This is a genomic window from Amycolatopsis sp. TRM77291 (genome assembly GCF_054166285.1).
In genome coordinates this window covers 7,821,889-7,845,815 of the sequence record NZ_JBSZHF010000001.1, presented here as the reverse complement: position 1 = coordinate 7,845,815, position 23,927 = coordinate 7,821,889, and the positions used below count along the sequence as shown (strand labels likewise).

The following is a 23,927-nucleotide window of genomic DNA, read 5'->3' as shown; positions in this document are numbered from 1 at the left end:
GACGTCCCGAAAGTGGCTTTCGCGACACGGCCCGCGGGTGACGTGTGCCCGGCGCATTTAGTCCTCTAAATGCGGGAGGCGGGGTAGTCCGGCAGGTCGATGCCGTTCACCACGTCCCGCATCTTCCGTGAAGCCAGCGCGGCGAACGGCTTCAGCCGCATCACGCGCATCATCACGTAACGCATCCGCAGCGCGGCACGGGACTTCGCGAAGATCGACGCCGCGTTCTCCCGCCCCATCTCCTGCGTCTTCTCGACGAACTCGCGCATGACCGCCTCGTAGCGCTTGAGCCCGGTGTCGAGACCGGCGGCGAGTTCCCCGGCGAGGACGTACGCGCCGACGAACGCCAGGCTCGTACCCTGCCCGGAAAGCGGCGACGGGCAGAAAGCGGCGTCGCCCAGCAGCCCGACGCGGCCACGCGACCAGGACTCCATGATCACCTGCGCGCACGAATCGAAGTAGAAGTCGGGGGCCTCGTCCATCCGGTCCAGCAGCCAGGGCGCCTCCCACTCCATCCCGGCCGCGAACTCGCGCACCAGCGCCTTCTGCGCCTCGACGTCGCGATAGTCGTAGTCCACCTTCTCCGCAGCGAACCCGAAGTAGGCCATCGCCTCGTCGCCGTCGCGGACGGCGCGGATCCCGGCGGACCGGCCGACGTCGTCGTAGCCGACGGCCCAGTTCCGCAATCCGAGCCGGTTCGGCACGGTGGAGAACGCCAGGTACGAGCCCAGATGCCGGACGAACCGGGACTCCTCGCCGAAGGCCAGCGCCCGCACTCCCGAATGCAGCCCGTCCGCCCCGATGACCATGTCGTACGTCCGCCTGGCACCGCCGGCGAAGGTGACGTCGACGCCGTCGGTCCGTTCATCCAGCGCGGTGATCCGGTCGCCGAAGATGTACTCCGCCGTTTCTTTGGTCACCTCGTAGAGCACTTCGGTCAGGTCGCCGCGCAGGATCTCGATCTCGGCGACGACACCGTCACCGTCGAAGTCGTCGGCGCGGATCGTGGCCTTCGTGCGGTTCTTGCGGTCGACGAGCGTCTCGCCCTTCGTGTCCGTGCAGGCGGCGCGGATACGTTCGTCCAGGCCCATCCGGCGCGCGACCTCCTTGGCCGTTCCGCGCAGGTCGACGGCCTGGCCGCCGGGGCGCAGCGAAGGCGCGCGCTCAACGACGGTCACCCGGAAGCCGTAGCGGGCGAGCCAGAAGGCCAGCGCCGGCCCGGCGACGCTCGCTCCGGAGATGAGGATCTTGGTGTCGGCCACCCTTGGGAAGGTCCCACGCATCACATCGCGGCGCAAAAGAGTTTCGTCGTAGGCTGGCGGCATGGCTGTCGTGAAGATCAACGCGATCGAGGTCCCCGAAGGCGCAGGCCCCGAGCTGGAGAAGCGGTTCGCCGCGCGGCTTCACGCCGTCGACAACCAGCCTGGCTTCCTCGGCTTCGAACTGCTCCGCCCGGTCTCCGGCGAGACGCGCTACTTCGTCTACACCAAGTGGGAGTCCGAAGAGGCGTACCAGGCGTGGGCGTCCGGCCCGGCGCGTGAGGCGCACGCGGGCGAGCGCGCGAAGCCGGTTTCCACCGGCGCGAACCTGCTGGAATTCGAGGTCGTCCAGGCTTCGAAGCCGGGTGAGTGAGCTCGAACGAGCCGCGGAACTGATCGACGGCGCCGGCGCGCTGCTCGTCTGCGCCGGTGCCGGGATGGGCGTCGACTCCGGCCTGCCCGATTTCCGGGGCGACGAAGGTTTCTGGAAGGCGTATCCGCCGTACGAGCGGCTGGGTATCAGGTTCGTCGAGCTGGCCGACCCGCGGCATTTCGCCGAAGACCCCGAGCTGGCCTGGGGTTTCTACGGGCACCGGCTCGCGCTGTACCGCGCCACCGTCCCCCACGACGGCTTCGCGCTCCTGCTGTCCTGGGGAGCGCGTAAACCGGGCGGCACGCGCGCGTTCACGTCCAATGTGGACGGACAGTTCCAGAAGGCGGGCTACTCCCAGGTCGCCGAGGCGCACGGATCCATCCACCACCTGCAATGCCTCGCCAGGTGCACCAAGGAGATCTGGCCCGCGGACGACGTCGCGGTCCCGATCGACGAAGACAGCATGCGCGCGCTCGAACCGCTGCCGTCCTGCCCGCGCTGTGGGGGCCTCGCCCGGCCCAACATCCTGATGTTCGGCGACTACGACTGGTTCGGGCAGCGCAGCCAGGCCCAGCTCGACGAGCTGAACTCGTGGCGCCGCGAGCATCGCGACCTGGTCGTGGTGGAGCTCGGCGCCGGGCAGGCCGTGCCGACGGTGCGGCGGTACTCGGAGCTGGCCAGCGCCGCGACCGGCGCGCTGGTCCGGATCAACCCGCGCGAGCCACAGGTCCGGCACGGCCGCGGCGTTTCACTGGCGAGCAACGGCCTGGAAACGCTCAGGGCGCTGGACGCGCTGCTCAGCTAGGGCGGATCCATAGGTCGCGTTCGCCCTTCAGCATCACCCGCCCGTCGTCGAAGGTCACCGCGGCGACGAGCCGATCCGCCGGGCAGCCCAGTTCACCCCGCTGCCAGCCGCCATCCGCGACCCACACCACCAGGCACGACCGGTTCGAGGTCCGGGCCTGGTTCCATTCCACGCGGTCGCCGAACAGCACCGGCTTTCCCGCCTTGTCGACCGTCCCGCCGAGGATCCGGCCGTCGCCGAGGGAAGCGGTCACCCAGACACCGGGCGTACCGGTCACCACCAGCGCCCCGGCCGCGGAACCCCCGGCCAGCAACCATTCCCCGCCTGTCCGGAGCACCGTGGAGAACCAGAGGTCGCTTCCCCACACCAGCACCGGCGAGACCGTCCAGGTCGCCCCCGCGTCGCCGGAGGCCCACACCCGCACGTCCCCGCCGAGCGAGCCGACCACGAGGACCCGATCACCGTCGGCCGCGACCGCCGTCGGCGACCAGCGCCCTGGCCGGTCCTGCGGCAGGACGATCTCGCGCACGCTGCGGCCTTCGTCTTCGGTCACCCACGCGATCGGCTCGGACCGTTCTTCACCGCGGAACTCACGGACCCCGACACCGATCGCGTTCCGGCCCGCGCGGGCCAGCGCCACCGCTCGCCGGTCGGGACCCGGCCGGAACAGCCGCTCGGCCTCGACGACGGGATCCTGGACGCCGAGGGATCGCGCCTCGCCCGGCCGGGCGGCGAAACCCAGCGCGCTCTTCGCCTCGGCCGGCGGCAACTGTCCCGGGACGCACGCCGCGACCAGCGAAAACACGAGCACTCCCCAGAGCTTCCTCATGAGCGGTAAGCCTGCCAGCGGAAGGTCACTTTCCGGGCAGGACGATTTCCGCGTAGACGGCGTCGTGATCGCTGCCCGGCGTCTCCAGCACCTTGAAGTCCGCGATGGCCGTCCGCTTGTCCGCGAGCACGTGGTCGATCGGCACCGGCGGCACCAGCCCGTTCGTCCATGTCCCCTCCAGCGCCTTCCCCAGCTGATCGGCCGCGTCCACGTATCCCCTGGTCAGCAGCTCACGGAAGAGCGCGTGGTCGAGGCTCGCGTTGAAGTCGCCCGCCAGGATCCGGATGTCGTGCTCGGCGTCGGCGTACGGCAGGTCCTTGGCCTCGTCGACCCAAGCGTGCCGATCCCACATCGGCGCCGCCGGATGGACCGCGACGACCTCGATCCGGACGCCGTCACCGAGGTCCACGCTCGCGCTGGGCTGCTTGTAGTCCGAAGCGCCGCTCAGCTTCAGCGGCGTCAGCGGATACCTCGACACCAGCCCGGAGCCCGACGCCCACTCGGCCGGGTGCAGCACGTGGTACGGCAGGACCTGGAACAGTCCGGCCCGTTCGAGTCCTGCGATCGCCTCGGGCGTCATCTCGGTCAGGCTCAGGACGTCGACCCGGTGCTCCTTCACGTAGCCGACGATCCGGTCCGGATCGGCCTGCCCGCCGAGCATGTTCGACGCCAGCACGCGCACGTGCTTCCCGTCGAGCGCCTTCTGCTCGTTCGCGAACGCCCGCGGCAGCACCAGGGACGCGATCGTGCAGGTCAGCACCAGCGCGACCACGCCGATCCACCAGCGGCGCAGCCCCAGCGCGAGGACGCCGAGCACCAGCGTCGCGATCCCCGCGTACGGCGTGAGCGCGAGCGCGGCGATCGTGTACGTGTTGCCGTCGTAGCCCACCAGCCGTAACGCCGTCAGCACCGCGAACGGCACGACCGCCCCGATGAGCAGCCCGCTGACCAGCTTTCGCCCGGCGCCTCGGGGCACCACGCGTTCTTCGATCACCATGCCGTCGAGTATGCCGATCACGAGCGTGGCGGCGGCCGTCTCCACAACACCTTCACAACCTCCTCACACCACGTCTACCAGCGCTTATCAGGTCCTGTCAGCCGCTGCCAGCGCGCTGTGCGCGGTCTGCCAGGCCGGGGGAGCACCTTGATCGGCGGGGCGAGATCCACAGGAGGAACGATGACTCACGCGATCAGGGCCGAGGGCCTGGTCAAACACTATGGGGAGACGAAGGCGCTCGACGGGGTCGATCTGGAGGTCCCGGCGGGCAAGGTGGTCGGGGTGCTGGGGCCGAACGGCGCGGGGAAGACGACCGCCGTCCGGATCCTGGCCACCTTGATCCGGCCGGACCGCGGCCACGCGAGCGTCTTCGGCTACGACGTCGTCAAGAACCCGATGGCGGTCCGCAGCATGATCGGGCTGACCGGGCAGTACGCGTCGGTCGACGAGGACCTTTCCGGTACGGAGAACCTCGTCCTGATCGGCAGGCTCCTGGAGTTCTCGAGGGCGGACGCGAAGAAGCGCGCGGCCGAGCTGCTGGAGCGGTTCGAGCTGACCGGCGCCGCCGGGCGCGCGATCAAGACCTACTCGGGCGGGATGCGGCGGCGGCTCGACCTCGCCGCGAGCCTGGTCGGCCGTCCCAAGGTGCTGTACCTGGACGAGCCGACCACCGGGCTCGACCCGCACGCCCGCAACGAGGTCTGGGCCGTGGTCCGGACGCTGGTCGCGGACGGCACGACGGTGCTGCTCACCACGCAGTACCTGGAGGAGGCCGACCAGCTGGCCGACACGATCACCGTGTTCGACCACGGGCACGTCGTGGCGAACGGGCGCGCCGACGAGCTCAAGCGGCGGACCGGCGGCCAGACGCTGCAGGTGCGGCCGTCCGCGCTCGCCGACCTCGACGCCGTCGAGCGCATCCTCGCCGGGCTCACCGGGGTCCGGCCGAACCGGGACGACGACACCGGGCTGCTCACCGCGCCCGTCGCCGACCCGGTGCTGCTGTCCACTTTGGTCCGCAAGCTGGACGAGGCCGGGATCACCGCGGACGAGCTGGCGCTGCGGCTGCCCAGCCTCGACGAGGTGTTCCTCGCGCTGACCGGCAAGAAGACCGACGAGTCCACAAAGGACACAACTCCGGAAGGGAGCCTGGTATGACGACCATCGCAGTGCCCGCACCACCACGGCGCGTCTCACCGTCGAGCAGCGTGCGGCACGGGCTTTCCCTTGCCTGGCGCGGCGTCCTGAAGATCCGCAAGAACCCGGAGCAGCTGGCCGACGTCACCATCGCGCCGATCATCTTCCTGGTCATGTTCGTCTACCTGTTCGGCGGCGCGCTCGCCCCGAGCATCGACGACTACCTCCAGATGATCGTGCCCGGCATCATGGTGTTCAACATCCTGCAGGCCAGCATGACCGTCGGCGTCCAGCTGAACACCGACGTCACCAAGGGCGTGTTCGACCGGTTCCGCGCGATGCCGATCGCCAGGTCCGCGCCGCTGATCGGCGCCGTGCTCGCCGACATCGTGCGGTACCTGGTGTGCCTGGTCGTGCTGATGGTCGTCGCGACGATCATGGGTTACCGGATCCAGACCGGACCGGCCGAGTTCGCGCTGGCGATCGTGCTCGTCATCGCGTTCGCGCTGTCGTTCTGCTGGGCCTCGGTGTTCGTCGGGATGCTGGTGAAGAGCCCCGGCGCGGTGCAGGGCCTGATGTTCGTGGTGCTGATGCCGCTGACCTTCGGCAGCAACGTGTTCGTGGGGACGAGCACCATGCCCGGCTGGCTGAAGGCGTGGGCCGACATCAGCCCGGTGACGCAGATGTCCGACGTCCTGCGCGGGCTGATGAACGGCGGACCGGTCGCCGGTCCGCTGACCGGGGCGCTGATCTGGATGGCGGCCGCGATCGCGGTCTTCTTCCCGCTCGCCACTTGGGCTTACCGGAAGCGCGTCTGACGGGGGTCAGGGGGAACGCGCGTGAAGGGCTCCTCGCCTCTGCCGGGCGAGGAGCCCTTCTTCACGCGCTCGCTTCCTGACAGATCCAGGCGACCAGGTCCGGACGGGACAGACCGGCGTCCTGCACGAGAAGCTCTTCGTAGCGCTCCTCGCCGAAGTGCTCGCGAAGGTCGTCGATGAGCTGCCGGATGCCGGGTTCCCCGAGGTCCAGCCTGCCGCGCAACAGCTTCGCCGCGCCGAGCAGCCGGACGGCCGTCTCGGGCCTCCCCTGCCGGAACCGGATCAGGCCGCAGACCTCCACGATCCGGCCAAGGTCGGGCATGTCACCGCGTTTCGCGGTGGACTTCACGACCACCGCGGCCCCGCGTTCGGCCGCGGCCAGATCGCCGGCGGCCAGCGCGATCTCGGTGTCGATGTAGCCGCCGAATTCGTCGCCGAAGAGGCCCGGCATCGGCACCGTCGCCATCCGCTCGCGGAATCGGACGCCGACCGCGCGTGCCTCGTCGATCCGCCCGGCGCGGCTGAGCAGATCGGCCTTGCCCACCAGCACCATCACCGCGAGCTGGTCGTTGCCCGTGTCGATCGCGTAGCGCTCCGCGTCGCGCATCTCGCGCATCGCCGTCTCGAGGTCCCCGGCCCGCGCGTACTCCGTCGCGAGGCGCCAGCGCTGCTGGATCACGTCGTCCTGCGAGCCCAGTTCGAGCGCGAGGGCGAGGCCTCGCCGGTACAGCGCGATCGCGGCGTCGTGATCGCCCGACATCGAGATGTCGCTCGCCTTCATACCCACGGCCATCGCGGTGCCCCAGCGGTCGCCCACGGCCGTGAACCCCTCGTAGGCCTTGTCCCTGGCCTTCTCCGCGCCCTCGGGGTCGCCGTCGTCGGCGAGCAGGAAGCTCTGCGCCCACGACCCCGCCGACCTGGACCACGGGTCCGGGCTCGCCAGCGCCCGCTCGACCTCGCGGTGCGCCAGTTCCTTGTTCTGGCTGAAGAAGGCCAGCATGGGCAGGCCGATCGCCAGCCCGGCGAACCGGGTGTGCGCGTTCGTCCGCACACAGTCGTCGATGAGCTCCCGCACGGCTTCGGGGTCGCCGACGCCGGGCACCATGCCGGAGATCGCCCGCATCGCCCGGAACGCGGCCGCGAAGTCGTCCTCCAGCCGGTCTCCGAAGGTGAGCACTTCGTCGACGAAGGACTCGCCCCGGTCGTTGTCGCCTTTGACCAGCCAGTACCAGAAGGTGCCGCCGAACAGTCGCGTCGCCATTTCCACGTCACCCGCGTCGATGGCCTGGCGGAGCGAGGTCACGATGTTGCCGTGCTCCGCGTCGTAACGCGAGATGGCGACGAGCTGATCCGCCGTCCGCAGCATCGGCTCCAGCCGCTCGGCGAGCTGGGCGTAGTAGCGGTGGTAGGCCTTCGTGAGCTGTTCTCGCTCTTGGGCTTCGTCGAGCCGTTCCGCCGCGTAGGCCCGGATGGTCTCCAGCATGCGGTAACGCGGCTCGCCGTGGTCTCCGGCGATGGCGTCCACAATGGACTTCTCGACGAGCGAGCCGAGGACGTACAGGACGTCTTCGGCGGGCAGGCCGTCGCCGGCACAGACGCTCTCGACCGCTTCCACCTCGGCGCCGGCCCCGAAGACCGACAGTCGCCTGGCGAGCACGCGTTCGGCGTCGTCGAGCAAGTCCCAGCTCCACTCGACGACGGCCCGCAGCGTGCGCTGCCGCGGCAACGCGGTGCGGCTGCCCGAGGTCAGCAGGCGGAACCGGTCGTCGAGCCGCTGCGAGATCTGCGCGACGGTCATCGACCGCAGCCGCGCGGCGGCGAGTTCCAGCGCCAGCGGCATCCCGTCCAGCCTGCGGCAGATCTGCGCGACGTCGTCCACAGTGGACTCGTCGAGCACGAAGTCCGGGCGCACGGCGGCCGCCCGGTCGACGAACAGCCGGATCGCGCCCGCCTCGGCCGCTTGGGAGACGGTCGGCGTGCCTTCCGGGACGGACAGCGGGCCGAGCGGGCACAGCGTCTCGCCGTCGATGGCCAGCGCTTCCCGGCTCGTCGCGAGGATCCGCAAGGTCGGCACGCGGCGCAACAGCGTGTTCGTCAGCTCCGCGGCCGCGTCGACCAGATGCTCGCAGTTGTCCAGCACCAGCACCGATTCACCGGCGCCGAGCGTCTCCACGACCCTGGCCAGCGCGTCCACCGGGCGGCGCATCGGGTCGCCACCGTGCGAAAGACCGAGATCCCACAGCTCCAGTGCGGCGAAGACCGCGCCGGGCAGGTCTCCCGGGTCGCGGACGCCGGCGAGCGGCACGAACCAGACGCGTCCGCGCGCGTGCGCCGGATGCCGCGTCGCGACCTCGGTGGCCAGCCGTGTCTTTCCGGCGCCGCCGGGCCCGACGAGCGTCACCAGCCGCGCACCCGCGAGAAGCTCGGCGACCAGTTTCAACTCGTCATCGCGGCCGACGAAACTGGTGAGCCGGACCGGGAGATGATCGGCGGCCGCGGGCGGGGGGCCGAGTTCACCGCGCAGCGCGGCGAGATGGATCTCCCGGAGTTCGGCCGACGGGTCGACGCCGAGCTGGTCGGCCAGCGCCGCCCGGACCTCCTCGTAGACGGCGAGGGCGTCGGACTGCCGGTCCGCCGCGCACAACGCCCGCATCCACAGCCCGGCGAGCCGTTCACGCAGCGGGTGCCGCGCGGCCGCCTCCTTGAGATCCGCGAGCACCCGGTCGTGCCCGCCCAGCCGGATCTCCGCCTCGAAACGGTCTTCGGCGGCTTCGAGGCGCAGGTCCTCCAGCCGGGTCGCAGGTGCCTGCGCGAAAGGGGCATCGAGCACGTCGGACAGCGCCTGACCACGCCAAAGGCCGAGCGCTTCGGCGAGAATCGCGGCCGCTCCGGCGTCCCGGCCCGCCGCCAGCTCCGCGCGCCCCTCCGCCGCCAGCCGCTCGAAGCGGCACACGTCGACGTCCTCGCGGGCGATGTCCAGGCGGTAACCACCCGGCCCCGAGTCCAGGATGACGTCGTCGGCACGCAGCACCTTGCGCAACCGCGAGACCAGGGATTGCAGCGCGTTCGCCGCGTCGGCGGGTGGCTCCGCGCCCCAAAGACCGTCGATGAGGGCCGCGGCGGGGACGGCGCGGCCGGGCTCCAGCGCGAGCCTGGCCAAGAGCATGCGGAGGCGGGCACCGCCGATGTCGACCGGGGTGCCGTCACCGGCCTCCGCTCCGACCGGGCCCAGCAGCGTCACACGCACGACCCCCAGCTTTCCAGAAGCCGCAAATGGATAGCTCCATCAGGCTGTGTCTCTCAGAGCGCGCTCTCGGACTCCAGACCTCGATCAGGCGACGGAAGTGGGGATTATCCGGGCACGAAGGATCTTTCCGGGCGGACGGCCGAGGGCACGGCGCTACGTTCGTGACCGAGTCACAGCCGATCGACTGGGAGCGTGAATGAGGTACCGGAGTACGGCCGTCATCGCCGCCGTTCTGGCCGCGAGTGTCCTCGGCGGCGGGACCGCCCTCGCCGACACCGGGCAACCCGGCGCCGACGGCGCGGGCGACAGCTACTACCCGCAGGACGGCAACGGCGGCTACGACGTCGCCGACTACAACCTGAAGATCGGCTACGAGCCCGCCACCAGGCAGCTCACCGGCCTCCAGAGCATCACCGGCCGGACCACCCAGGCACTGAGCTCGTTCAACCTCGACCTGCGCGGGCTCACCGTCGACTCGGTCAAGGTGAACGGGCGGAAAGCGACCTTCACGCGGACCGGCGACCACGAACTCGTGATCACCCCGGCCCGTTCGCTGCGGAACCACGAGCGGTTCACCGCCGAGGTCGCCTACCACGGCGTCCCGCAGCCGATCGAGGATCCGGCGCTGGGCGAGAACGGCTGGCAGTACGCGAAATCCGGCGGCGCGTTCGTCGCGGGCGAGCCGAAATCCGCGACCACCTGGTACCCGGTCAACGACACCCCGCGGGACAAGGCGACCTTCCACCTCGCCGTCACCGTGCCCTCGGAATGGGGCGTCATCTCGAACGGCCGCGAGCGCGGGAAGTTCGCTTCGGGGAACAACACCACGTACGTCTGGGCCGAAGAGACCCCGGCCGTGCCGTACATGACGACGGTCGCGATCGACAAATGGGAGTTCGAGCGGACGAAGCTGTCCGACGGCACCCCGGTCGTCAACGCCTACGCCCCCGGCACCCCGGCGTCGACCAAGCAGGCCGAGGCGCGGCTGCCGGAGATCATCGACTTCCTGTCGTCGAAGTTCGGGCGCTACCCGGTGGACGCGGCGGGCGGCATCTTCCTCGCCGAGCCGATCGGGTTCTCGCTGGAGACGCTGAGCAGGCCGATCTACTCGGGCGCGGCGGGCAACGTCCCGACGATCGTGCACGAGAACGCCCACCAGTGGTGGGGCGATTCGGTCGCCGTCGACAAGTGGAAGGACGTCTGCCTCAACGAATGCTTCGCCTCGTACGCGGAATGGCTTTGGTCCGAGGCGAAGTCCGGGCAGGACCTCAAGGCGCGATACCTGACCGCCGTGCAGAAGGCGACGGACCGCTTCTGGGCCGGGAAGCTGTACGACATGGGGCCCGGCAACGAGTTCACGTACGTGTACTCGAAGGGCCCGGTGGCGCTGCACGCGCTGAAGAACTACATCGGCGCGGCGCCGTTCGACCGCATCCTGAAGACGTGGCCCGCCATCCACCGCGACGGCAACGCGAGCCTGCCGGAGTTCCAGAAATTCGCCGAACGCGTCGCGCACAAGAACCTGCAGGGCTTCTTCGACGCGTGGTTCTACGGCAACACCAAACCGGCGCCCGAGTTCCTCTACCCGGGGGACCTCAAGCCGGCCGCCTGAGGCGCGTCACACGTTAGGGTGAGGGCATGACGTCAGTGCTCCTCACCGGTTTCGAACCATTCGGCGGTGAGCGGGTGAACCCGTCGTGGCAGGCGGTTTCCCTGCTCACCCGCCGCCGGCACGACACCGTCGCCGTCGAACTGCCGTGCGTGTTCTCGCGTTCGCTGGTCACCCTGCGCGACGCGATCGACGAATACCGGCCGGAACTGGTGATCTGCGTCGGCCAGGCGGGCGGGCGCCCCGACGTCACCCCGGAGCGGGTCGCGATCAACCTGATCGACGCCCGCATCCCGGACAACGCGGGCTCGCAGCCCGTCGACGTCCCGGTGATCCCCGGCGGGCCGAACGCGTACTTCACCACGCTGCCGGTGAAGGCGTGTGTCACGGGGATCAAGGCCGCTGGGCTTCCTGCGTCCGTCTCGCACACCGCCGGGACGTACGTGTGCAACCAGGTCTTCTACGGGCTGATGCACTTGCTGGACAACGACTTTCCCGGAGTGCGCGGCGGTTTCGTGCACGTGCCGTACACGCCGGAGCAGGCCGCGCGGACGACCGCGCCGAGCCTGGCCGTGCACCGCGCCGCCGAGGCGCTGGAGATCATCGTGGAGACCGCGCTTTCGGTGACCGAGGATCTCTCGACACCGGCGGGCACCCTGCACTGATCAAGGCTTGAGCTGTGCCGTGAAGAACTCGACCATCTCCGCCGTCGTCCGCGCGGAGCCGTCGCTGCGCGTCGACACGAGCATCGCGCTCAACGGCGCGTCTTCGGTCCCGAAGAGCACGATGCCGCTTCGCGCGCCCACGCCCGCCAAGTAGCGCCCCCGGAGCCCGTCGGCCGCCCAGGTGCCCTCCGCGGGCTTGCCCTTGGTCATGCGCTGCCGGACGCCGTCCTCCAGACCGGTCATCGCGACGCCCTGGTAGTAGTTTATCGCGTTCGATCCCTTGTCGTCCTTGAACACGCAGGTGACCGCCGACGCCGCGCCCACCGTGGTGGCGGCGTCGGGCGCGTCCCGGCACTCGTCCCGCTGCGGGATGACGGCGGCGATCCGGCGGAGACAGTCCGTGAACCCCTGCGCGTCCTTCGGCCCGGGCTGATCGCAGCTCACCGGTTTCGCCGGTGCGGGCGCGGCGACCGGCTCGTCTTCGCCGCCGCTGAGCAGGACGATCGTCGTCACGATCGCCGCGAGCGCGAGCGCGACGACGCCGTAGGTCGTGGGCTTCTGCCAGTTCCGGCCCGGCGGCGGGGGCGGCGTCCAGCGCGGCGGCTGCGGACGGCGCGGCGGTTGCTGTTGCACGGGCTGCTGTTGCACGGGCTGCTGTTGCACGGGCTGCTGCCGCACCGGCGGCGCGACCGGCGCGAAGGCGGGCACCGTCAGCTGGGAATCCTCGCCCCCGGCCGGCACGTGATGCAGGCCGAACGCGACCGCCGTCTCCGGCTGATCCTGCGTCGTGGGCGCGATCCTGAGCTGATTCGCCAGGAGGCTCGCCAGCAACGGCATCCGGCTCGGCCCGCCGACGAGGTAGACGCCGCCGAGGCGGGCCGGGGACAGCCCGGCGCGGCGGATCGTGGTGGCCAGAAGCTCGGCGCTGCGCAGGAAACTCGGCCGGACGAGCGCCTCGAGCTCCATCCGCGTCACCCGCACGTCGCCGAACGGCTCCGGCATCGGGATCTCGGTCTGCTGATGGCGGGACAGGCTTTCCTTGGCGTCACGGACGTCCTGCAGCAACGACCGGCGCGTCCGGCGGTCGCTGACCGACTGCGGGCGCAGGATCCGTTGCCAGCGCGCGGGTTCGGAATGCGAAACCTCGCGGCCGATGTGCACCAGGAGCGCCTGGTCGATGTCGAGACTGCCGAGATCGGGCAGGCCGTCCTCGGCCAGCACGGCGAACCCCTGCGCGCTGACACCGACCACCGCGCAGTCGAAGGTGCCCGCCCCGAGGTCGTACACCGCGATGGGACCGGGCGGCCGGTGACCGTTGTTGAGCGAGGCGTAATGCGCGGCGGCGGCGACCGGCTCGGGAATGAGCACCGTCGTCCCGAAACCGGCCTTGAGCGCGGCGTCGCGGAGGATCTGCTTGCGATCCGGACCCCAGCCCGCGGGATGCGAAATGCGCACCTGGGCGGGCGGACGCTGGAGTATCAGCTCGGCCTCTTCGCCGACCCGGCGCAGGACCGCGGCGAAGGCGTCGGCGATGGGAAGCGAGACGTCACCGAGCTGGAGCGCGCCCTCGTCGATGCGCCGCTTGGGATTCGCCTCGAACCGGCTCGGATCCAGCCGGGCCCGGCGTTCGGCGTCACGGCCGACGAAGACCGTGCCGTCCTTGTCGGCGTAGATCGCGGACGACATCGTCACCGACCCGTCGATCTCGACGACCTGCGTCCCCCTGCCGTGGATCGAAAGCACCCCCACCGTGCTGGAGGTACCGAAATCGATCGCCAGAACGTCCACCTGACCCCCTCCCGGACCCGAAGGGCATCGTCTCACGCGATGTTCGGGAGACCGGGCCGGGTCAGACGGCGGTGGAAATGGTGACGTCGTGATCGTCGAAATCGGCGACCACGCGCATGCGGCCGCCCAGGGCGACGATGTACCGGCGGAGCGTGTCCAATTCCATCTGGCTCGGATCGCCCTGCTCCAGCTGGCTGATCCGCGGCTGGCTGACGCCCATTCGCTTGGCGACCTCGGCTTGGCTCAATCCGACGTCCTCGCGAAGCCGCGACAGCCGGAAGCCGAGGATGTATGCCTGAGTGGCTTCTCGTGCCTCGGCCCGCGCGGCTTCGACGTCGCGCCCCGCCTCACGGTCCGCGGCGAGCTTTTCGGCCTTGACCTCTTTCCAGGATCGACCCATTTCAGCCTTCCTCCATCGCGTCCAGATGTTGCCGGTATCGCTCCTCCGCGATCGGGATGGTGATGTCGTACCACCGTTTCCAGTTTCCGGCCTTGTCACCGGCCACCAAGAGCACGGCCTTGCGCGCCGGATCGAAGACGAACAAGATCCTGATCTCGGTTCGCCCGGCCGACGCCGGGCGCAGTTCTTTCAAGTTGTGCCTGCGCGAGCCACTGATCCGGTCGACCAGTGGCCGCCCGAGCCGCGGTCCTTCACGAGCCAACATGTCGATCGCCTCTTCGACCCGGTCGGCCGTGCGCGGTTCTTCGCGACACAGCGCCGCGAACCAGCGATCCACTTCGTCGTGAAGCTCGATCTCCCACTGCATCAGGCGACCATAATGTAGACCTTATATCGATCAGGGCGCGAAAGCCAGAGTTCCCACGAAGGTGCGCTTCCGCCGCTCGACACCGGCCGGTGTTGCGCGGCCGCAAGGCGTCCCCCTCGCGAGCCCCGCCTCCCCCCGCCGTAGCCCGCGCCCGATCACGCGAGTTCCGCTTCCAATCACGCGAGTTCCGCCCCCAATCACGCGAGTTCCGCCCCCAATCACGCGAGTTCCGCCCCCAATCACGCGAGTTACGGCCCCAATCACGCGAGTTCCCCGCCTGGTCACGCGTGCCGTCCGCTCAATCACGTGTGTCGTCCGCTCAATCACGTGTGTCGTCCGTCTGATCACGCGAGTTCACCATCAGGCACACAGGCCCCTGTGTGGGAAAGGCGAACTCACGTGCTTGAACGCGTAACTCGCGTGATTGGGGGCGGAACTCGCGTGATTGAAGGCGTAACTCACGTGATTAGGGACGTAACTCACGTGACTGGAAGGCGAACTCGCGTGATTGGGAGGCCGACACGTGATCAGAGGGACGACACGGCCGCGGACGCGAAAGTGCCCGCCGCGGGCGAACCCGCGACGGGCACTTCCGGAACCGAAAGGGACTTACTCGCCCTCGGTTTCACCGTTCTCTTCGGTCGAGCCGGCGCCGATGCTCACCGGCGGGGCGTCCGGGACCGACGAAGGCCGGGCTTCGCCACGGAAGACGAAGTGCGCCTTGTCGTCCTTCTCGCCCTCTTCGTCGTTCCAGCCTTCGACGTCGACCAGGATGATCTGGCCGGGCTGGACCTCGCCGAACAGGATCTTCTCCGACAGCTGGTCCTCGATCTCGCGCTGGATCGTGCGACGCAGCGGCCGCGCGCCCAGCACCGGGTCGAAGCCGCGCTTGGCGAGCAGCGACTTGGCCTTGGGCGTGAGCTCGAGCTCCATGTCCTTGGCCTTGAGCTGCGTCTCGACCCGGGCGATCATCAGATCGACCATCTGGATGATCTGGTCCTTGGTCAGCTGGTGGAAGACGATGATGTCGTCGATCCGGTTCAGGAACTCGGGCCGGAAATGCTTCTTCATTTCCTCGTTGACCTTTTGCTTCATCTTCTCGTACCGGTTGGCGGTGTCGCCGCCGGACGAGAACCCGAGCGAGACGGACTTCGAGATGTCCGAGGTACCCAGGTTCGAGGTGAAGATGAGCACGGTGTTCTTGAAGTCGACCGTACGACCCTGGCCGTCGGTGAGACGGCCGTCTTCGAGGACCTGCAGGAGCGTGTTGTAGATCTCCTGGTGGGCCTTCTCGATCTCGTCGAACAGCACCACCGAGAACGGCTTGCGCCGCACCTTCTCGGTCAGCTGGCCGCCCTCTTCGTAGCCGACGTAGCCCGGAGGGGCACCGAAGAGCCGCGAAGCGGTGTAGCGGTCGTGGAACTCGCCCATGTCGATCTGGATGAGCGCGTCGTCCTCGCCGAACAGGAACGCCGCGAGCGCCTTGGACAGCTCGGTCTTACCGACACCGGACGGGCCGGCGAAGATGAACGAGCCGGAGGGGCGCTTCGGGTCCTTCAGGCCGGCGCGGGTGCGGCGGATCGCCTGGGAAACGGCCTTGACCGCGTCCTCCTGGCCGATGATCCGCTTGTGCAGCTCGTCCTCCATGCGGAGCAGACGCGTGGTCTCCTCCTCGGTGAGCTTGAACACCGGGATACCGGTCCAGTTGGCGAGGACCTCGGCGATCTGCTCCTCGTCGACCTCGGCGACGACGTCGAGGTCGCCGTCCTTCCACTGCTTCTCCCGCTCGCCCTTCTGGCCGAGGAGGGTCTTCTCCTCGTCGCGCAGGCGGGCGGCGCGCTCGAAGTCCTGCGCGTCTATCGCGGACTCCTTGTCCCTGCGCACGTCGGCGATCTTCTCGTCGAACTCGCGCAGGTCCGGCGGCGCGGTCATGCGGCGGATGCGCATCCGGGCGCCGGCCTCGTCGATCAGGTCGATCGCCTTGTCCGGGAGGAAGCGGTCGTTGATGTAGCGGTCCGCGAGGGTCGCCGCCTGCACCAGCGCGCCGTCGGTGATCGAGACGCGGTGGTGCGCCTCGTACCGGTCACGGAGACCCTTGAGGATCTCGATCGTGTGCTCGAGCGACGGCTCGCCGACCTGGATCGGCTGGAAGCGGCGCTCCAGCGCGGCGTCCTTCTCGATGTACTTGCGGTACTCCTCGAGCGTGGTCGCGCCGATCGTCTGCAGCTCACCACGGGCCAGCATCGGCTTCAGGATCGACGCGGCGTCGATCGCACCCTCGGCGGCACCCGCGCCGACGAGCGTGTGCAGCTCGTCGATGAACAGGATGATGTCGCCGCGGGTCTTGATCTCCTTGAGCACCTTCTTGAGGCGCTCTTCGAAGTCACCGCGGTACCGGGAACCGGCGACCAGGGAGCCGAGGTCGAGGGTGTAGAGCTGCTTGTCCTTCAGCGTCTCGGGCACCTCGCCCTTGACGATGTTCTGCGCGAGCCCTTCGACGACGGCGGTCTTGCCGACGCCGGGCTCGCCGATGAGGACGGGGTTGTTCTTGGTGCGCCGCGACAGCACCTGCATGACCCGCTCGATCTCTTTGCCCCGGCCGATGACCGGGTCGAGCTTGCCTTCGCGGGCCTGGACGGTCAGGTTGCGGCCGAACTGGTCGAGCACCAGCGACGACGACGGGGTGCCTTCACCGCGTCCGGAGCCGGTCTCGGTCGACTCCTTGCCACCCTGGTAGCCCGACAGCAGCTGCAGGACCTGCTGACGCACCCGGTTGAGGTCCGCGCCGAGCTTGACGAGCACCTGTGCGGCGACGCCCTCACCCTCGCGGATCAGCCCGAGCAGGATGTGCTCGGTGCCGATGTAGTTGTGGCCGAGCTGCAGCGCTTCGCGCAGGGACAGCTCAAGCACCTTCTTGGCCCGCGGGGTGAAGGGGATGTGCCCGCTCGGGGCCTGCTGCCCCTGGCCGATGATCTCCTCGACCTGCTGGCGGACGCCCTCCAGCGCGATGCCCAGCGATTCCAGCGCCTTGGCGGCGACACCTTCACCCTCGTGGATCAGACCCAGGAGGATGTGCTCGGTGCCGATGTAGTTGTGGTTGAGCATCCTGGCCTCTTCTTGGGCCAGGACGACCACCCGCCTCGCGCGGTCGGTGAACCTCTCAAACATGTGCACTCCCTCGACTGCTGCGACGGCGGCCCGTTTCCATCGTGCTTTCACCGCGATGGATTCAGCACCGTGAGACCACTCTAGTAGCCATGCGGTCGCGCTGGCGTACCACTACGGCTGATTGCGGCCCGTTCGCGCCCCGGCCGTTCTCCGGCCGTGCGCTCTTTCATCTTCCGGTTGCCCTGCACCTTTACGTCAAGCCCAACGTGCGAAGGCGCGCTCGGATTCCGCCGGACGAGCGTTGTCCGCTGAGCGCGAACACGGGTCTGCCCAGTGGATGGACACCCGTCCGGAGTAGTCACGGACAGTATGTAAGGTAAGGCGTACCTAATGACGGGAGGTCGGCGTGTCGCATCCTCGGACGCTCGCGTCACCCGAAGGCGGACTCGGGGCCTCCCTCTCCAGGATGCCCGGGGACGCCCGTCTCCGCGCGGACGTCCCGGCGGACGAGCCCGGCTGGGTCCGCTGCGGCGACCTGCTCGCCGAGCCTGCCCGGCTCGTGCGGTGGCGGGAGCGGCTCACCGGCTGGCTGGCCGAGACGTATCCGGAGGCGGCCGGGATCCCCGAGCGGACCCCGGCGAGCTGGATCCTGTCCTGGTACCTGCACGTCCCGGCCCTCGCCGGCGCGATGCTGCTCCATCACGCACGCCGCGTCCCGTCGCTGGCGCCGTCCGCGCTGGCGTTCCGGATCGGCGCCGACCGGCCCCACCCCGACTCCGTCGCCGTCCTCGGTGACGGTTTCCACTGCCTGCCGACCGACCCTGGCTCGGCGCATCCGCGGGCCGTCGTGGCCCCGGACGAGCGGGCGCTGGCGACGGTGCTGCGGGGCAGGTTCGTCGCCCACGCGAGCCGGTTCATCGACGTCTACGGGCCGCTGACGAGGCTCGGCCGGCGGCAGTTGTGGGCGGCCGCCACGGACGCGCTCGACAACGCGCTGTGGTCGGCGGGGCGCCTCGGCGGGACGCCGGAGTCCGAGGGCGCAGGCGTCGCGGATGCCGCCCTGGTCCTCGAAGCCCGGTTCCCGCCGCTGACGTCGGCGTCGAAGCTGACGCTGGCCACGGGAGCCGACGGACGCCGCGAGTGGACGAGAAACCGCGAGGGCTGCTGTTTCAACTATCTGCTTCCCGCGGAATCGGAATGCGGCGGCTGCCCGAGAGTTCGTTAAGGCGTCCAGCCGGGATTACGCCCCGACGCGCCCAAGGCGCGCTCGAACGTCGTCGCGTCGTCCGCGACGGCCACTTCTTCGCCGTACACCTTCATCGCGCGCGCCTGATCGCCGATCTCCAGCGCGATGGCGTACACGGCGTCGGCGACCTCGGGGAGGACGGAGAACTTCGCACCCGTCGCCCTGGCGAGGTCCCATCCGTGGAAGACGAACTCGTCCAGCACCATGTATCCCGCCATCGACGCGGGCATCGGGTTGCCGCCGAAGGTGGTCTGTCCCTGCCACGCCTCCGGCGCCCCGAAGACGTCCACGAGGCGTGAGGTCTGCTTCTCGATGTCGGCGAGCCATCCGTCGCCGACGAGGTCCGCCGCGGCCTCGCCGGAGGACACCTCGGGCGGCGCCGCCTTGCGTCCGGCGGCTTCGAGCCAGGGACCCCAGTAGAGAAGGTGGTTCAGCAACGCGCGGACGTCGTATTCGGCGCACGGGGTGCGCGCGGAGAGGTCGGACTCACCGATCCCGCGGAGGATTCCGGCGAATTCCGCGGCGGCGGGGGCGATCAGGGCAGCGTGTTCGGACATGAGGGCATGAGTTCACGGAACCCGGCGCGCTGTCTTGAAGAAACGCGACAGGGTCAGATCGTGCCCGGCAGCTCTGTCCGCGGTCTTCGCGCCCTGCGGCCCCTGGATCACGAAGACCATCGAACAGACCTACCGGAGACGGCCTAAGTTGATCCGGTGAGCGGGCACCGGATCCCGGCGGGGATCGTCAACGCGCGGCAGGCGAAGTTCAGCCTCGTCCGGCATCGCCCCGCGCCGGAGCTGCGCCCGTTCGTCGACCATCACTGGGTGCTGCGCTGGGACCTGAGCGGCCGCCCGTCCCAGGAACAGGTGGTCCTGCCCAATCTCGCGGTGAACGTCACGTTCTTCCGCGACGCGGCCGGCGCGTTCGGCCCCGGGAAACGACCTTTCCGCTACACCGTCGCGGACACGGACCACGGTATCGGCGTGCGATTCCGGCCGGGGGCTTTCCGGGCATTCCTCACCGGTCCGGTCTCGATGATCTCCGGCGGTTCCGTTCCGCTCACCGATCTCTTCCCCGGCGCCGGAGGAGTGACGGAATCGGTACGGAATGCGACGGACGACTTCGAAATGGTCCGCCGCTGCGAGGAACTGCTCCTCGCGAAAGATCCGGTGCTGACCGCCGCGGCCAGGACGGCCGTCGAAGCGGTGGAAACAATCGCGGCCGATCCGGCCATTACCAGAGTCGGCGAGCTGTCAAGCCGGACGGGCCTGTCTCAGCGAAGCCTGCAACGCCTGTTCGCCGAACATGTCGGCGCCGCCCCCAAATGGGCGATCCAGGTATACCGCTTGAACGAGGCGGCGGCACGGATCGCCGCCGAGGAACGGCCGGACTACGCGGAACTGGCGACCGTGCTGGGCTATAGCGACCAAGCGCACTTCATCCGGGATTTCCGCTCCGTGACCGGATGGGCGCCCACCGAGTACGCCCGCTTGAACCGTGTACAAGAACAAGAAAGCCGCCGGGAACGGATTCCCGGCGGCCGTCAGGTCTGAAAGACCTCAGTTCTTCTTGTGGTAGGCCTCCACGACCTCGGACGGGATACGTCCGCGGTCGGAAACCTGGAAGCCGTTCTTGCGGGCCCAGGCGCGAATGGCCTGGTTCTGCTCGCGGTCCACGGTCGCGGGACGGGCGGCGGCCTTCACGCCGGCGACCGGACGAATGGCGGTGCGCTTACGGCCACCCGCGCGACGGGCGTGCTCCACATACTGGGCCAGCGCGTCACGAAGCTCTTCCGCGTTTTCCGCGGAAAGGTCGATCTGGTAGCTCACACCGTCCAAACCGAACTCGACGGTCTCTTCCGCCTCAGTGCCGTCGAGGTCGTCGACGAGCGAGACGAGCACCTTCTGTGCCATCTGTTTCCTCCTGCTGGGGGCTTACACGAATGATCTGGTACGGGGCATGCCCCGGACAGAAGACTTTGTCTAGCGACATTAATACCCGCTACCGAGACATAACGCAAATCTTGTTTACGAGAACGATCGAGGTATCTGTCACGCGGACGGGTTATTCGGGTCGGACGAGCGGGAACAGGATGGTCTCCCGGATACCAAGGCCGGTCAGCGCCATCAGCAACCGGTCGATCCCCATTCCGACACCACCGCTCGGCGGCATTCCGTACTCCAGCGCACGGAGGAAATCCTCATCCAGGTTCATGGCCTCACTATCGCCCTGCGCACCCAGCCGAGCCTGTTCCACCAGCCGCTGCCGCTCCACCACGGGATCGACCAGCTCGGAGTATCCGGTGGCCAGTTCGAATCCGCGCACGTACAGATCCCACTTCTCGGCGACCCCCGGCTTGCTGCGATGTTGCCTGGTCAGCGGGGATGTCTCGACCGGAAAATCACGGACAAAAGTAGGTTCGTGGAGATGATCGCCGACGAGATGTTCCCAAAGTTCTTCGACGAGTTTGCCGTGGCCTAACTTGGGGTCGAGCTCCAGCTCTCGTGCTTCGGCATAGGAACGCAGCTTGTCCGCCGATGTCTCGGGAGTGACCTCTTCCGACAACGCCTCGGACAACGACTCGTACATTCCGAGTGTGGTCCACTCGCCGGACAGGTCGTACTCCGAACCGTCGGCGAGAGTGACCACCTGAGTACCGAGAACGTTCTGCGCCGCCTCCTGGATGAGCTGCCGCGTCATCACCGCGTTGGAGTCATAGGTCGCATACGCTTCGTAGTACTCGAGCATGGCGAACTCGGGCGAGTGCGACGAGTCGCTGCCCTCGTTCCGGAAGTTCCGGTTGATCTCGAAGACCTTCTCGATACCGCCGACCACACAACGCTTGAGGTACAGCTCCGGCGCGATCCTCAAGTAGAGGTCGAGGTCGAAGGCATTCGAATGAGTGACGAATGGCCTGGCCGCCGCGCCGCCGTGCAGCGTTTGCAGCATCGGGGTCTCGACCTCGAGGAATCCCCGGCCGTGAAACGAGTCACGCAGGGAACGCAGCACACCGGCGCGGGTGCGGACCACGTCCCGCGCCTTGGGACGCACGATCAGATCGACATAACGCTGCCGGATCCGCGTTTCCTCGGCGAGGTCTTTGTGCGCCACGGGCAACGGGCGCAATGCTTTCGACGTGATCCGCCACGAGGTGGCCATCACGGAAAGCTCACCGCGCTTCGAGGTGATGACCTCGCCGGAGACGAATACGTGATCACCGAGATCAACATGGGACTTCCAGGCCGCGAGAGCCTCCTCGCCCACCTTCGCCAGGCTGAGCATCGCCTGCAACTCGGTCCCGTCGCCTTCACGGAGACTCGCGAAACACAGTTTGCCGGTATTGCGCATGAACATGACCCGGCCGGTGATACCGACGATCTCGCCGGTGGCCGTGTCGGCGGGAAGACCGGAATGCTTCGCGCGGACTTCGGCCAGTGAGTGCGTCCGGGGCACCTCTACCGGATACGGATCGATACCCTCCGCGATTATCCGGTCGCGCTTGTCCCGGCGCACCCGCATCTGTTCCGGCAGGTCTTCGTCGGGGCTCACGCCCTCGGATGCGGGGATTTCAGTCATGGCGCACAGCGTACGAACCCGCCGCTTCCCTACGCCAACCGGATTACCTTTTCCGGATCCGGACCGGCCGGTTTTCTGTCCATTAACCTTGAGCGCGTGAACTCATCCGGTCCCGGCATCGAACCCGAACTGCACGCCCGCCGCGCCGCCTCGTTCGGCGCGAGAGCCGCCGCCTATGCCGCGCATCGGCCGGATTATCCGGAAAAGGCACTGGCCTGGGGGCTGGCCGGCGCCCGGCACGCGCCGGAACGGGTACTGGACCTCGCGGCCGGGACCGGCAAGGTCAGCGAAGGGCTGCTCGCGCTGGGTGTCGAGGTCACCGCGGTGGAGCCGGACGAGAAGATGCTCGCGGAACTGAAGAAGGCGCTCCCCTCCGTGACCCCGCTCATCGGGACGGCCGAGGAGATCCCGCTGCCCGACGACTCCGTGGACGCCGTGGTCGTCGGCCAGGCCGTCCACTGGTTCGACCTCGACCGGGCCTATCCGGAGATGGCCAGGGTGCTGAAACCCGGCGGCGTCGTCGCCGCGCTGTGGAATCACGACGACGAGTCGTCCGGCTGGCTGGCCGAGTTGAACGCCCTGATCAAGACCTCGGCGAGCAGGCGCTGGCTGAGCGACTACGAATCGTTGCCGGAACACGAGGCCTTCAAGCCGTTCGAGAAGAAGATGTTCGGTCACAAACAGCCGAGGACCGCGGAGACCCTGGTGGCGACTCTCGCCACCCATTCGCACATGCTGGTGGCCCCGGCGGAGGAACGCGAAGCCAAACTTCGCACGGCGCGGGAATTCCTCGACCGGAATCCGGAAACCGCCTCGGGGGAATTCGACCTGCCGATCACCACCACCGTCTTCCGGGCGGGTAAGCGATGACCGACTGGAAGGCGACGTTCACCGCGACGTTCGGCGCTCCCGCGTCGGCGGTGTCCGCGCGGATCTGGGCCGAGGTGTACGGCGACGAGTACCCCGCCGAGCTGGACACCTACAGTTTCGTGACCCGCACCGACCTGCGCCGCATCGCGGCCGAAGCGCGTCTGGAGCCGGGAGGGCGGCTGGCCGACATCGGCTGCGGGCGCGGCGGTCCCGGGCTGTGGGTCGCCGCGCGCACGTACGCGACGCTCACCGGAGTCGACATCGCGGAGACGGCGCTGGCGTCGGCGCGGCGACGCGCGGAACTGATGGACGTCGAAGCGACCGAGTTCCTGGTCGGCGATTTCCAGGACACCGGCCTGGACGACGCGTCGTTCGAGGCGGTGATGAGCGTCGACGCGCTGCTGTTCGCGCCCGACAAGCGGCGTGCCTGCGCGGAGTTCGCGCGGATCCTCGTGCCCGGCGGACGGCTGCTCGTCACGACCTGGGACTTCGACGGGCAGCCGGTGAACCGGCCGCCCCAGGTGGCCGACCATCGGCCGCTGCTGGAAGCGGCGGGATTCGACGTCCTCTCCTACGAGGAGACGCCGGACTGGCGGGCGCGGCAGCGGCGGACCGTGGAGCTCTCGCTCGCGCGGGTTGAGGAATTGGCCGGGGAATCGGGGCAGGATCCGGCCCAGCTGCGGGCGAGCCTCGAACAGACGCTGCGGAACCAGGACCTGATGACGCGGCGGGTGCTGATGGTCGCTTCCCGTCGGTGACGGAAGGCGTGACTCGCGTGATTGGACACGTAACTCGCGTGATTGAAGGCGTAACTCACGAGTTACGGCTCTGAT

General features: G+C 68.9%; 21 protein-coding genes. 10 read left to right on the top strand and 11 right to left on the bottom strand.

Annotated features, from left to right (window positions below; genetic code table 11):
- Window positions 1–65 precede the first annotated feature (65 nt).
- Complete coding sequence (locus ACXIZN_RS36755) at window positions 66–1,283, bottom strand: FAD-dependent monooxygenase (RefSeq protein ID WP_457959453.1); 1,218 nt, start codon at window positions 1,281–1,283, stop codon at window positions 66–68.
- Window positions 1,284–1,323: 40 nt separating this feature from the next.
- On the opposite strand from ACXIZN_RS36755, the gene ACXIZN_RS36750 reads away from it, so the two are divergent.
- Together ACXIZN_RS36750 and ACXIZN_RS36745 are read left to right on the top strand one after the other, a co-directional pair.
- Window positions 1,324–1,632 carry an antibiotic biosynthesis monooxygenase family protein gene (locus ACXIZN_RS36750; protein ID WP_192743939.1) on the top strand — a complete coding sequence of 103 codons (309 nt, stop codon included), beginning with the start codon at window positions 1,324–1,326 and terminating at the stop codon, window positions 1,630–1,632.
- Entirely contained in the window at window positions 1,625–2,437 is an 813-nt protein-coding gene (locus ACXIZN_RS36745) for an SIR2 family NAD-dependent protein deacylase (protein WP_457959452.1), read from the top strand. Before ACXIZN_RS36750 ends, ACXIZN_RS36745 begins: the two co-directional genes overlap by 8 nt.
- Here the strand turns inward: ACXIZN_RS36745 and ACXIZN_RS36740 are convergent.
- Both ACXIZN_RS36740 and ACXIZN_RS36735 read right to left on the bottom strand, forming a co-directional pair.
- Complete coding sequence (locus ACXIZN_RS36740) at window positions 2,430–3,266, bottom strand: hypothetical protein (RefSeq protein WP_457959451.1); 837 nt, start codon at window positions 3,264–3,266, stop codon at window positions 2,430–2,432. The two genes, ACXIZN_RS36745 and ACXIZN_RS36740, sit on opposite strands and share 8 nt — an antisense overlap.
- Window positions 3,267–3,291: 25 nt before the next feature.
- The gene (locus ACXIZN_RS36735) at window positions 3,292–4,308 is read right to left on the bottom strand and encodes an endonuclease/exonuclease/phosphatase family protein (RefSeq protein ID WP_457959450.1); all 1,017 of its coding nucleotides are present in this window, start codon (window positions 4,306–4,308) and stop codon (window positions 3,292–3,294) included.
- Window positions 4,309–4,443: 135 nt separating this feature from the next.
- On the opposite strand from ACXIZN_RS36735, the gene ACXIZN_RS36730 reads away from it, so the two are divergent.
- On the top strand, window positions 4,444–5,421 hold the full coding sequence (locus tag ACXIZN_RS36730) for an ATP-binding cassette domain-containing protein (protein ID WP_457959449.1): 978 nt from the start codon (window positions 4,444–4,446) through the stop codon (window positions 5,419–5,421).
- Complete coding sequence (locus tag ACXIZN_RS36725; RefSeq protein ID WP_457959448.1) at window positions 5,418–6,218, top strand: ABC transporter permease; 801 nt, start codon at window positions 5,418–5,420, stop codon at window positions 6,216–6,218. Before ACXIZN_RS36730 ends, ACXIZN_RS36725 begins: the two co-directional genes overlap by 4 nt.
- A 61-nt stretch (window positions 6,219–6,279) precedes the next feature.
- Here ACXIZN_RS36725 and ACXIZN_RS36720 read toward each other — a convergent pair whose 3' ends face one another.
- Window positions 6,280–9,465 carry a BTAD domain-containing putative transcriptional regulator gene (locus tag ACXIZN_RS36720; protein ID WP_457959447.1) on the bottom strand — a complete coding sequence of 1,062 codons (3,186 nt, stop codon included), beginning with the start codon at window positions 9,463–9,465 and terminating at the stop codon, window positions 6,280–6,282.
- A 196-nt stretch (window positions 9,466–9,661) separates the two neighbouring features.
- Between ACXIZN_RS36720 and ACXIZN_RS36715 the strand changes: the two genes are divergently transcribed.
- Both ACXIZN_RS36715 and pcp read left to right on the top strand, forming a co-directional pair.
- Window positions 9,662–11,077: a M1 family metallopeptidase gene (locus ACXIZN_RS36715; protein ID WP_457959446.1), complete on the top strand. Its 1,416-nt coding sequence runs from the start codon at window positions 9,662–9,664 to the stop codon at window positions 11,075–11,077.
- A 26-nt stretch (window positions 11,078–11,103) separates the two neighbouring features.
- A complete protein-coding gene (gene pcp, locus ACXIZN_RS36710) occupies window positions 11,104–11,739 on the top strand; it encodes a pyroglutamyl-peptidase I (protein ID WP_192743945.1) in 636 nt (211 codons plus the stop codon).
- On the opposite strand, the gene ACXIZN_RS36705 is transcribed toward pcp, so the two are convergent.
- The 4 genes from ACXIZN_RS36705 to ACXIZN_RS36690 all read right to left on the bottom strand — a co-directional run bounded on the left by ACXIZN_RS36705 (window position 11,740) and on the right by ACXIZN_RS36690 (window position 17,462).
- Window positions 11,740–13,527 (bottom strand): Hsp70 family protein, encoded by a 1,788-nt coding sequence (locus ACXIZN_RS36705; RefSeq protein ID WP_457959445.1) that lies wholly within the window; start codon window positions 13,525–13,527, stop codon window positions 11,740–11,742.
- Between the two features lie 61 nt (window positions 13,528–13,588).
- Window positions 13,589–13,927, bottom strand: coding sequence for a helix-turn-helix domain-containing protein (locus ACXIZN_RS36700; protein WP_126730169.1), 339 nt, complete (start codon window positions 13,925–13,927; stop codon window positions 13,589–13,591).
- A 1-nt stretch (window position 13,928) separates the two neighbouring features.
- Window positions 13,929–14,294: a type II toxin-antitoxin system RelE/ParE family toxin gene (locus ACXIZN_RS36695; protein WP_126730168.1), complete on the bottom strand. Its 366-nt coding sequence runs from the start codon at window positions 14,292–14,294 to the stop codon at window positions 13,929–13,931.
- A 609-nt stretch (window positions 14,295–14,903) separates the two neighbouring features.
- Window positions 14,904–17,462, bottom strand: a complete 2,559-nt coding sequence (locus ACXIZN_RS36690) for an ATP-dependent Clp protease ATP-binding subunit (protein WP_034310092.1) — start codon at window positions 17,460–17,462, stop codon at window positions 14,904–14,906.
- Between the two features lie 406 nt (window positions 17,463–17,868).
- Between ACXIZN_RS36690 and ACXIZN_RS36685 the strand changes: the two genes are divergently transcribed.
- Window positions 17,869–18,627 (top strand): (2Fe-2S)-binding protein, encoded by a 759-nt coding sequence (locus ACXIZN_RS36685; RefSeq protein ID WP_457959444.1) that lies wholly within the window; start codon window positions 17,869–17,871, stop codon window positions 18,625–18,627.
- Here the strand turns inward: ACXIZN_RS36685 and ACXIZN_RS36680 are convergent.
- A complete protein-coding gene (locus tag ACXIZN_RS36680) occupies window positions 18,624–19,205 on the bottom strand; it encodes a TIGR03086 family metal-binding protein (protein WP_457959443.1) in 582 nt (193 codons plus the stop codon). The genes ACXIZN_RS36685 and ACXIZN_RS36680 overlap by 4 nt on opposite strands.
- Window positions 19,206–19,361: 156 nt before the next feature.
- On the opposite strand from ACXIZN_RS36680, the gene ACXIZN_RS36675 reads away from it, so the two are divergent.
- Entirely contained in the window at window positions 19,362–20,201 is an 840-nt protein-coding gene (locus tag ACXIZN_RS36675; protein WP_457959442.1) for an AraC family transcriptional regulator, read from the top strand.
- 6 nt (window positions 20,202–20,207) lie between these two features.
- Here ACXIZN_RS36675 and ACXIZN_RS36670 read toward each other — a convergent pair whose 3' ends face one another.
- Window positions 20,208–20,561, bottom strand: a complete 354-nt coding sequence (locus tag ACXIZN_RS36670) for a histone-like nucleoid-structuring protein Lsr2 (RefSeq protein ID WP_005165380.1) — start codon at window positions 20,559–20,561, stop codon at window positions 20,208–20,210.
- 151 nt (window positions 20,562–20,712) lie between these two features.
- Window positions 20,713–22,224, bottom strand: a complete 1,512-nt coding sequence (gene lysS / locus ACXIZN_RS36665; RefSeq protein ID WP_457959441.1) for a lysine--tRNA ligase — start codon at window positions 22,222–22,224, stop codon at window positions 20,713–20,715.
- A 96-nt stretch (window positions 22,225–22,320) separates the two neighbouring features.
- Here lysS and ACXIZN_RS36660 point away from each other — a divergent pair, with 96 nt between their 5' ends.
- Together ACXIZN_RS36660 and ACXIZN_RS36655 are read left to right on the top strand one after the other, a co-directional pair.
- Window positions 22,321–23,094 (top strand): methyltransferase domain-containing protein, encoded by a 774-nt coding sequence (locus tag ACXIZN_RS36660; RefSeq protein ID WP_457959440.1) that lies wholly within the window; start codon window positions 22,321–22,323, stop codon window positions 23,092–23,094.
- Entirely contained in the window at window positions 23,091–23,852 is a 762-nt protein-coding gene (locus tag ACXIZN_RS36655; protein WP_457959439.1) for a class I SAM-dependent methyltransferase, read from the top strand. The genes ACXIZN_RS36660 and ACXIZN_RS36655 overlap by 4 nt, the downstream gene beginning before the upstream one ends.
- Window positions 23,853–23,927 lie beyond the last annotated feature (75 nt).

What these genes read in the sequence shown, in the direction of transcription:
- lysS (WP_457959441.1), bottom strand. Translation starts at nt 22,224, where the DNA reads ATGACTGAAATCCCCGCATCCGAGGGCGTGAGCCCCGACGAAGACCTG.
- ACXIZN_RS36655 (WP_457959439.1), top strand. Translation starts at nt 23,091, where the DNA reads ATGACCGACTGGAAGGCGACGTTCACCGCGACGTTCGGCGCTCCCGCG.
- ACXIZN_RS36685 (WP_457959444.1), top strand. Translation starts at nt 17,869, where the DNA reads ATGCCCGGGGACGCCCGTCTCCGCGCGGACGTCCCGGCGGACGAGCCC.
- ACXIZN_RS36725 (WP_457959448.1), top strand. Translation starts at nt 5,418, where the DNA reads ATGACGACCATCGCAGTGCCCGCACCACCACGGCGCGTCTCACCGTCG.
- ACXIZN_RS36755 (WP_457959453.1), bottom strand. Translation starts at nt 1,283, where the DNA reads ATGCGTGGGACCTTCCCAAGGGTGGCCGACACCAAGATCCTCATCTCC.
- ACXIZN_RS36695 (WP_126730168.1), bottom strand. Translation starts at nt 14,294, where the DNA reads ATGCAGTGGGAGATCGAGCTTCACGACGAAGTGGATCGCTGGTTCGCG.
- pcp (WP_192743945.1), top strand. Translation starts at nt 11,104, where the DNA reads ATGACGTCAGTGCTCCTCACCGGTTTCGAACCATTCGGCGGTGAGCGG.
- ACXIZN_RS36750 (WP_192743939.1), top strand. Translation starts at nt 1,324, where the DNA reads ATGGCTGTCGTGAAGATCAACGCGATCGAGGTCCCCGAAGGCGCAGGC.
- ACXIZN_RS36715 (WP_457959446.1), top strand. Translation starts at nt 9,662, where the DNA reads ATGAGGTACCGGAGTACGGCCGTCATCGCCGCCGTTCTGGCCGCGAGT.
- ACXIZN_RS36730 (WP_457959449.1), top strand. Translation starts at nt 4,444, where the DNA reads ATGACTCACGCGATCAGGGCCGAGGGCCTGGTCAAACACTATGGGGAG.
- ACXIZN_RS36690 (WP_034310092.1), bottom strand. Translation starts at nt 17,462, where the DNA reads ATGTTTGAGAGGTTCACCGACCGCGCGAGGCGGGTGGTCGTCCTGGCC.
- ACXIZN_RS36670 (WP_005165380.1), bottom strand. Translation starts at nt 20,561, where the DNA reads ATGGCACAGAAGGTGCTCGTCTCGCTCGTCGACGACCTCGACGGCACT.
- ACXIZN_RS36740 (WP_457959451.1), bottom strand. Translation starts at nt 3,266, where the DNA reads ATGAGGAAGCTCTGGGGAGTGCTCGTGTTTTCGCTGGTCGCGGCGTGC.
- ACXIZN_RS36700 (WP_126730169.1), bottom strand. Translation starts at nt 13,927, where the DNA reads ATGGGTCGATCCTGGAAAGAGGTCAAGGCCGAAAAGCTCGCCGCGGAC.
- ACXIZN_RS36680 (WP_457959443.1), bottom strand. Translation starts at nt 19,205, where the DNA reads ATGTCCGAACACGCTGCCCTGATCGCCCCCGCCGCCGCGGAATTCGCC.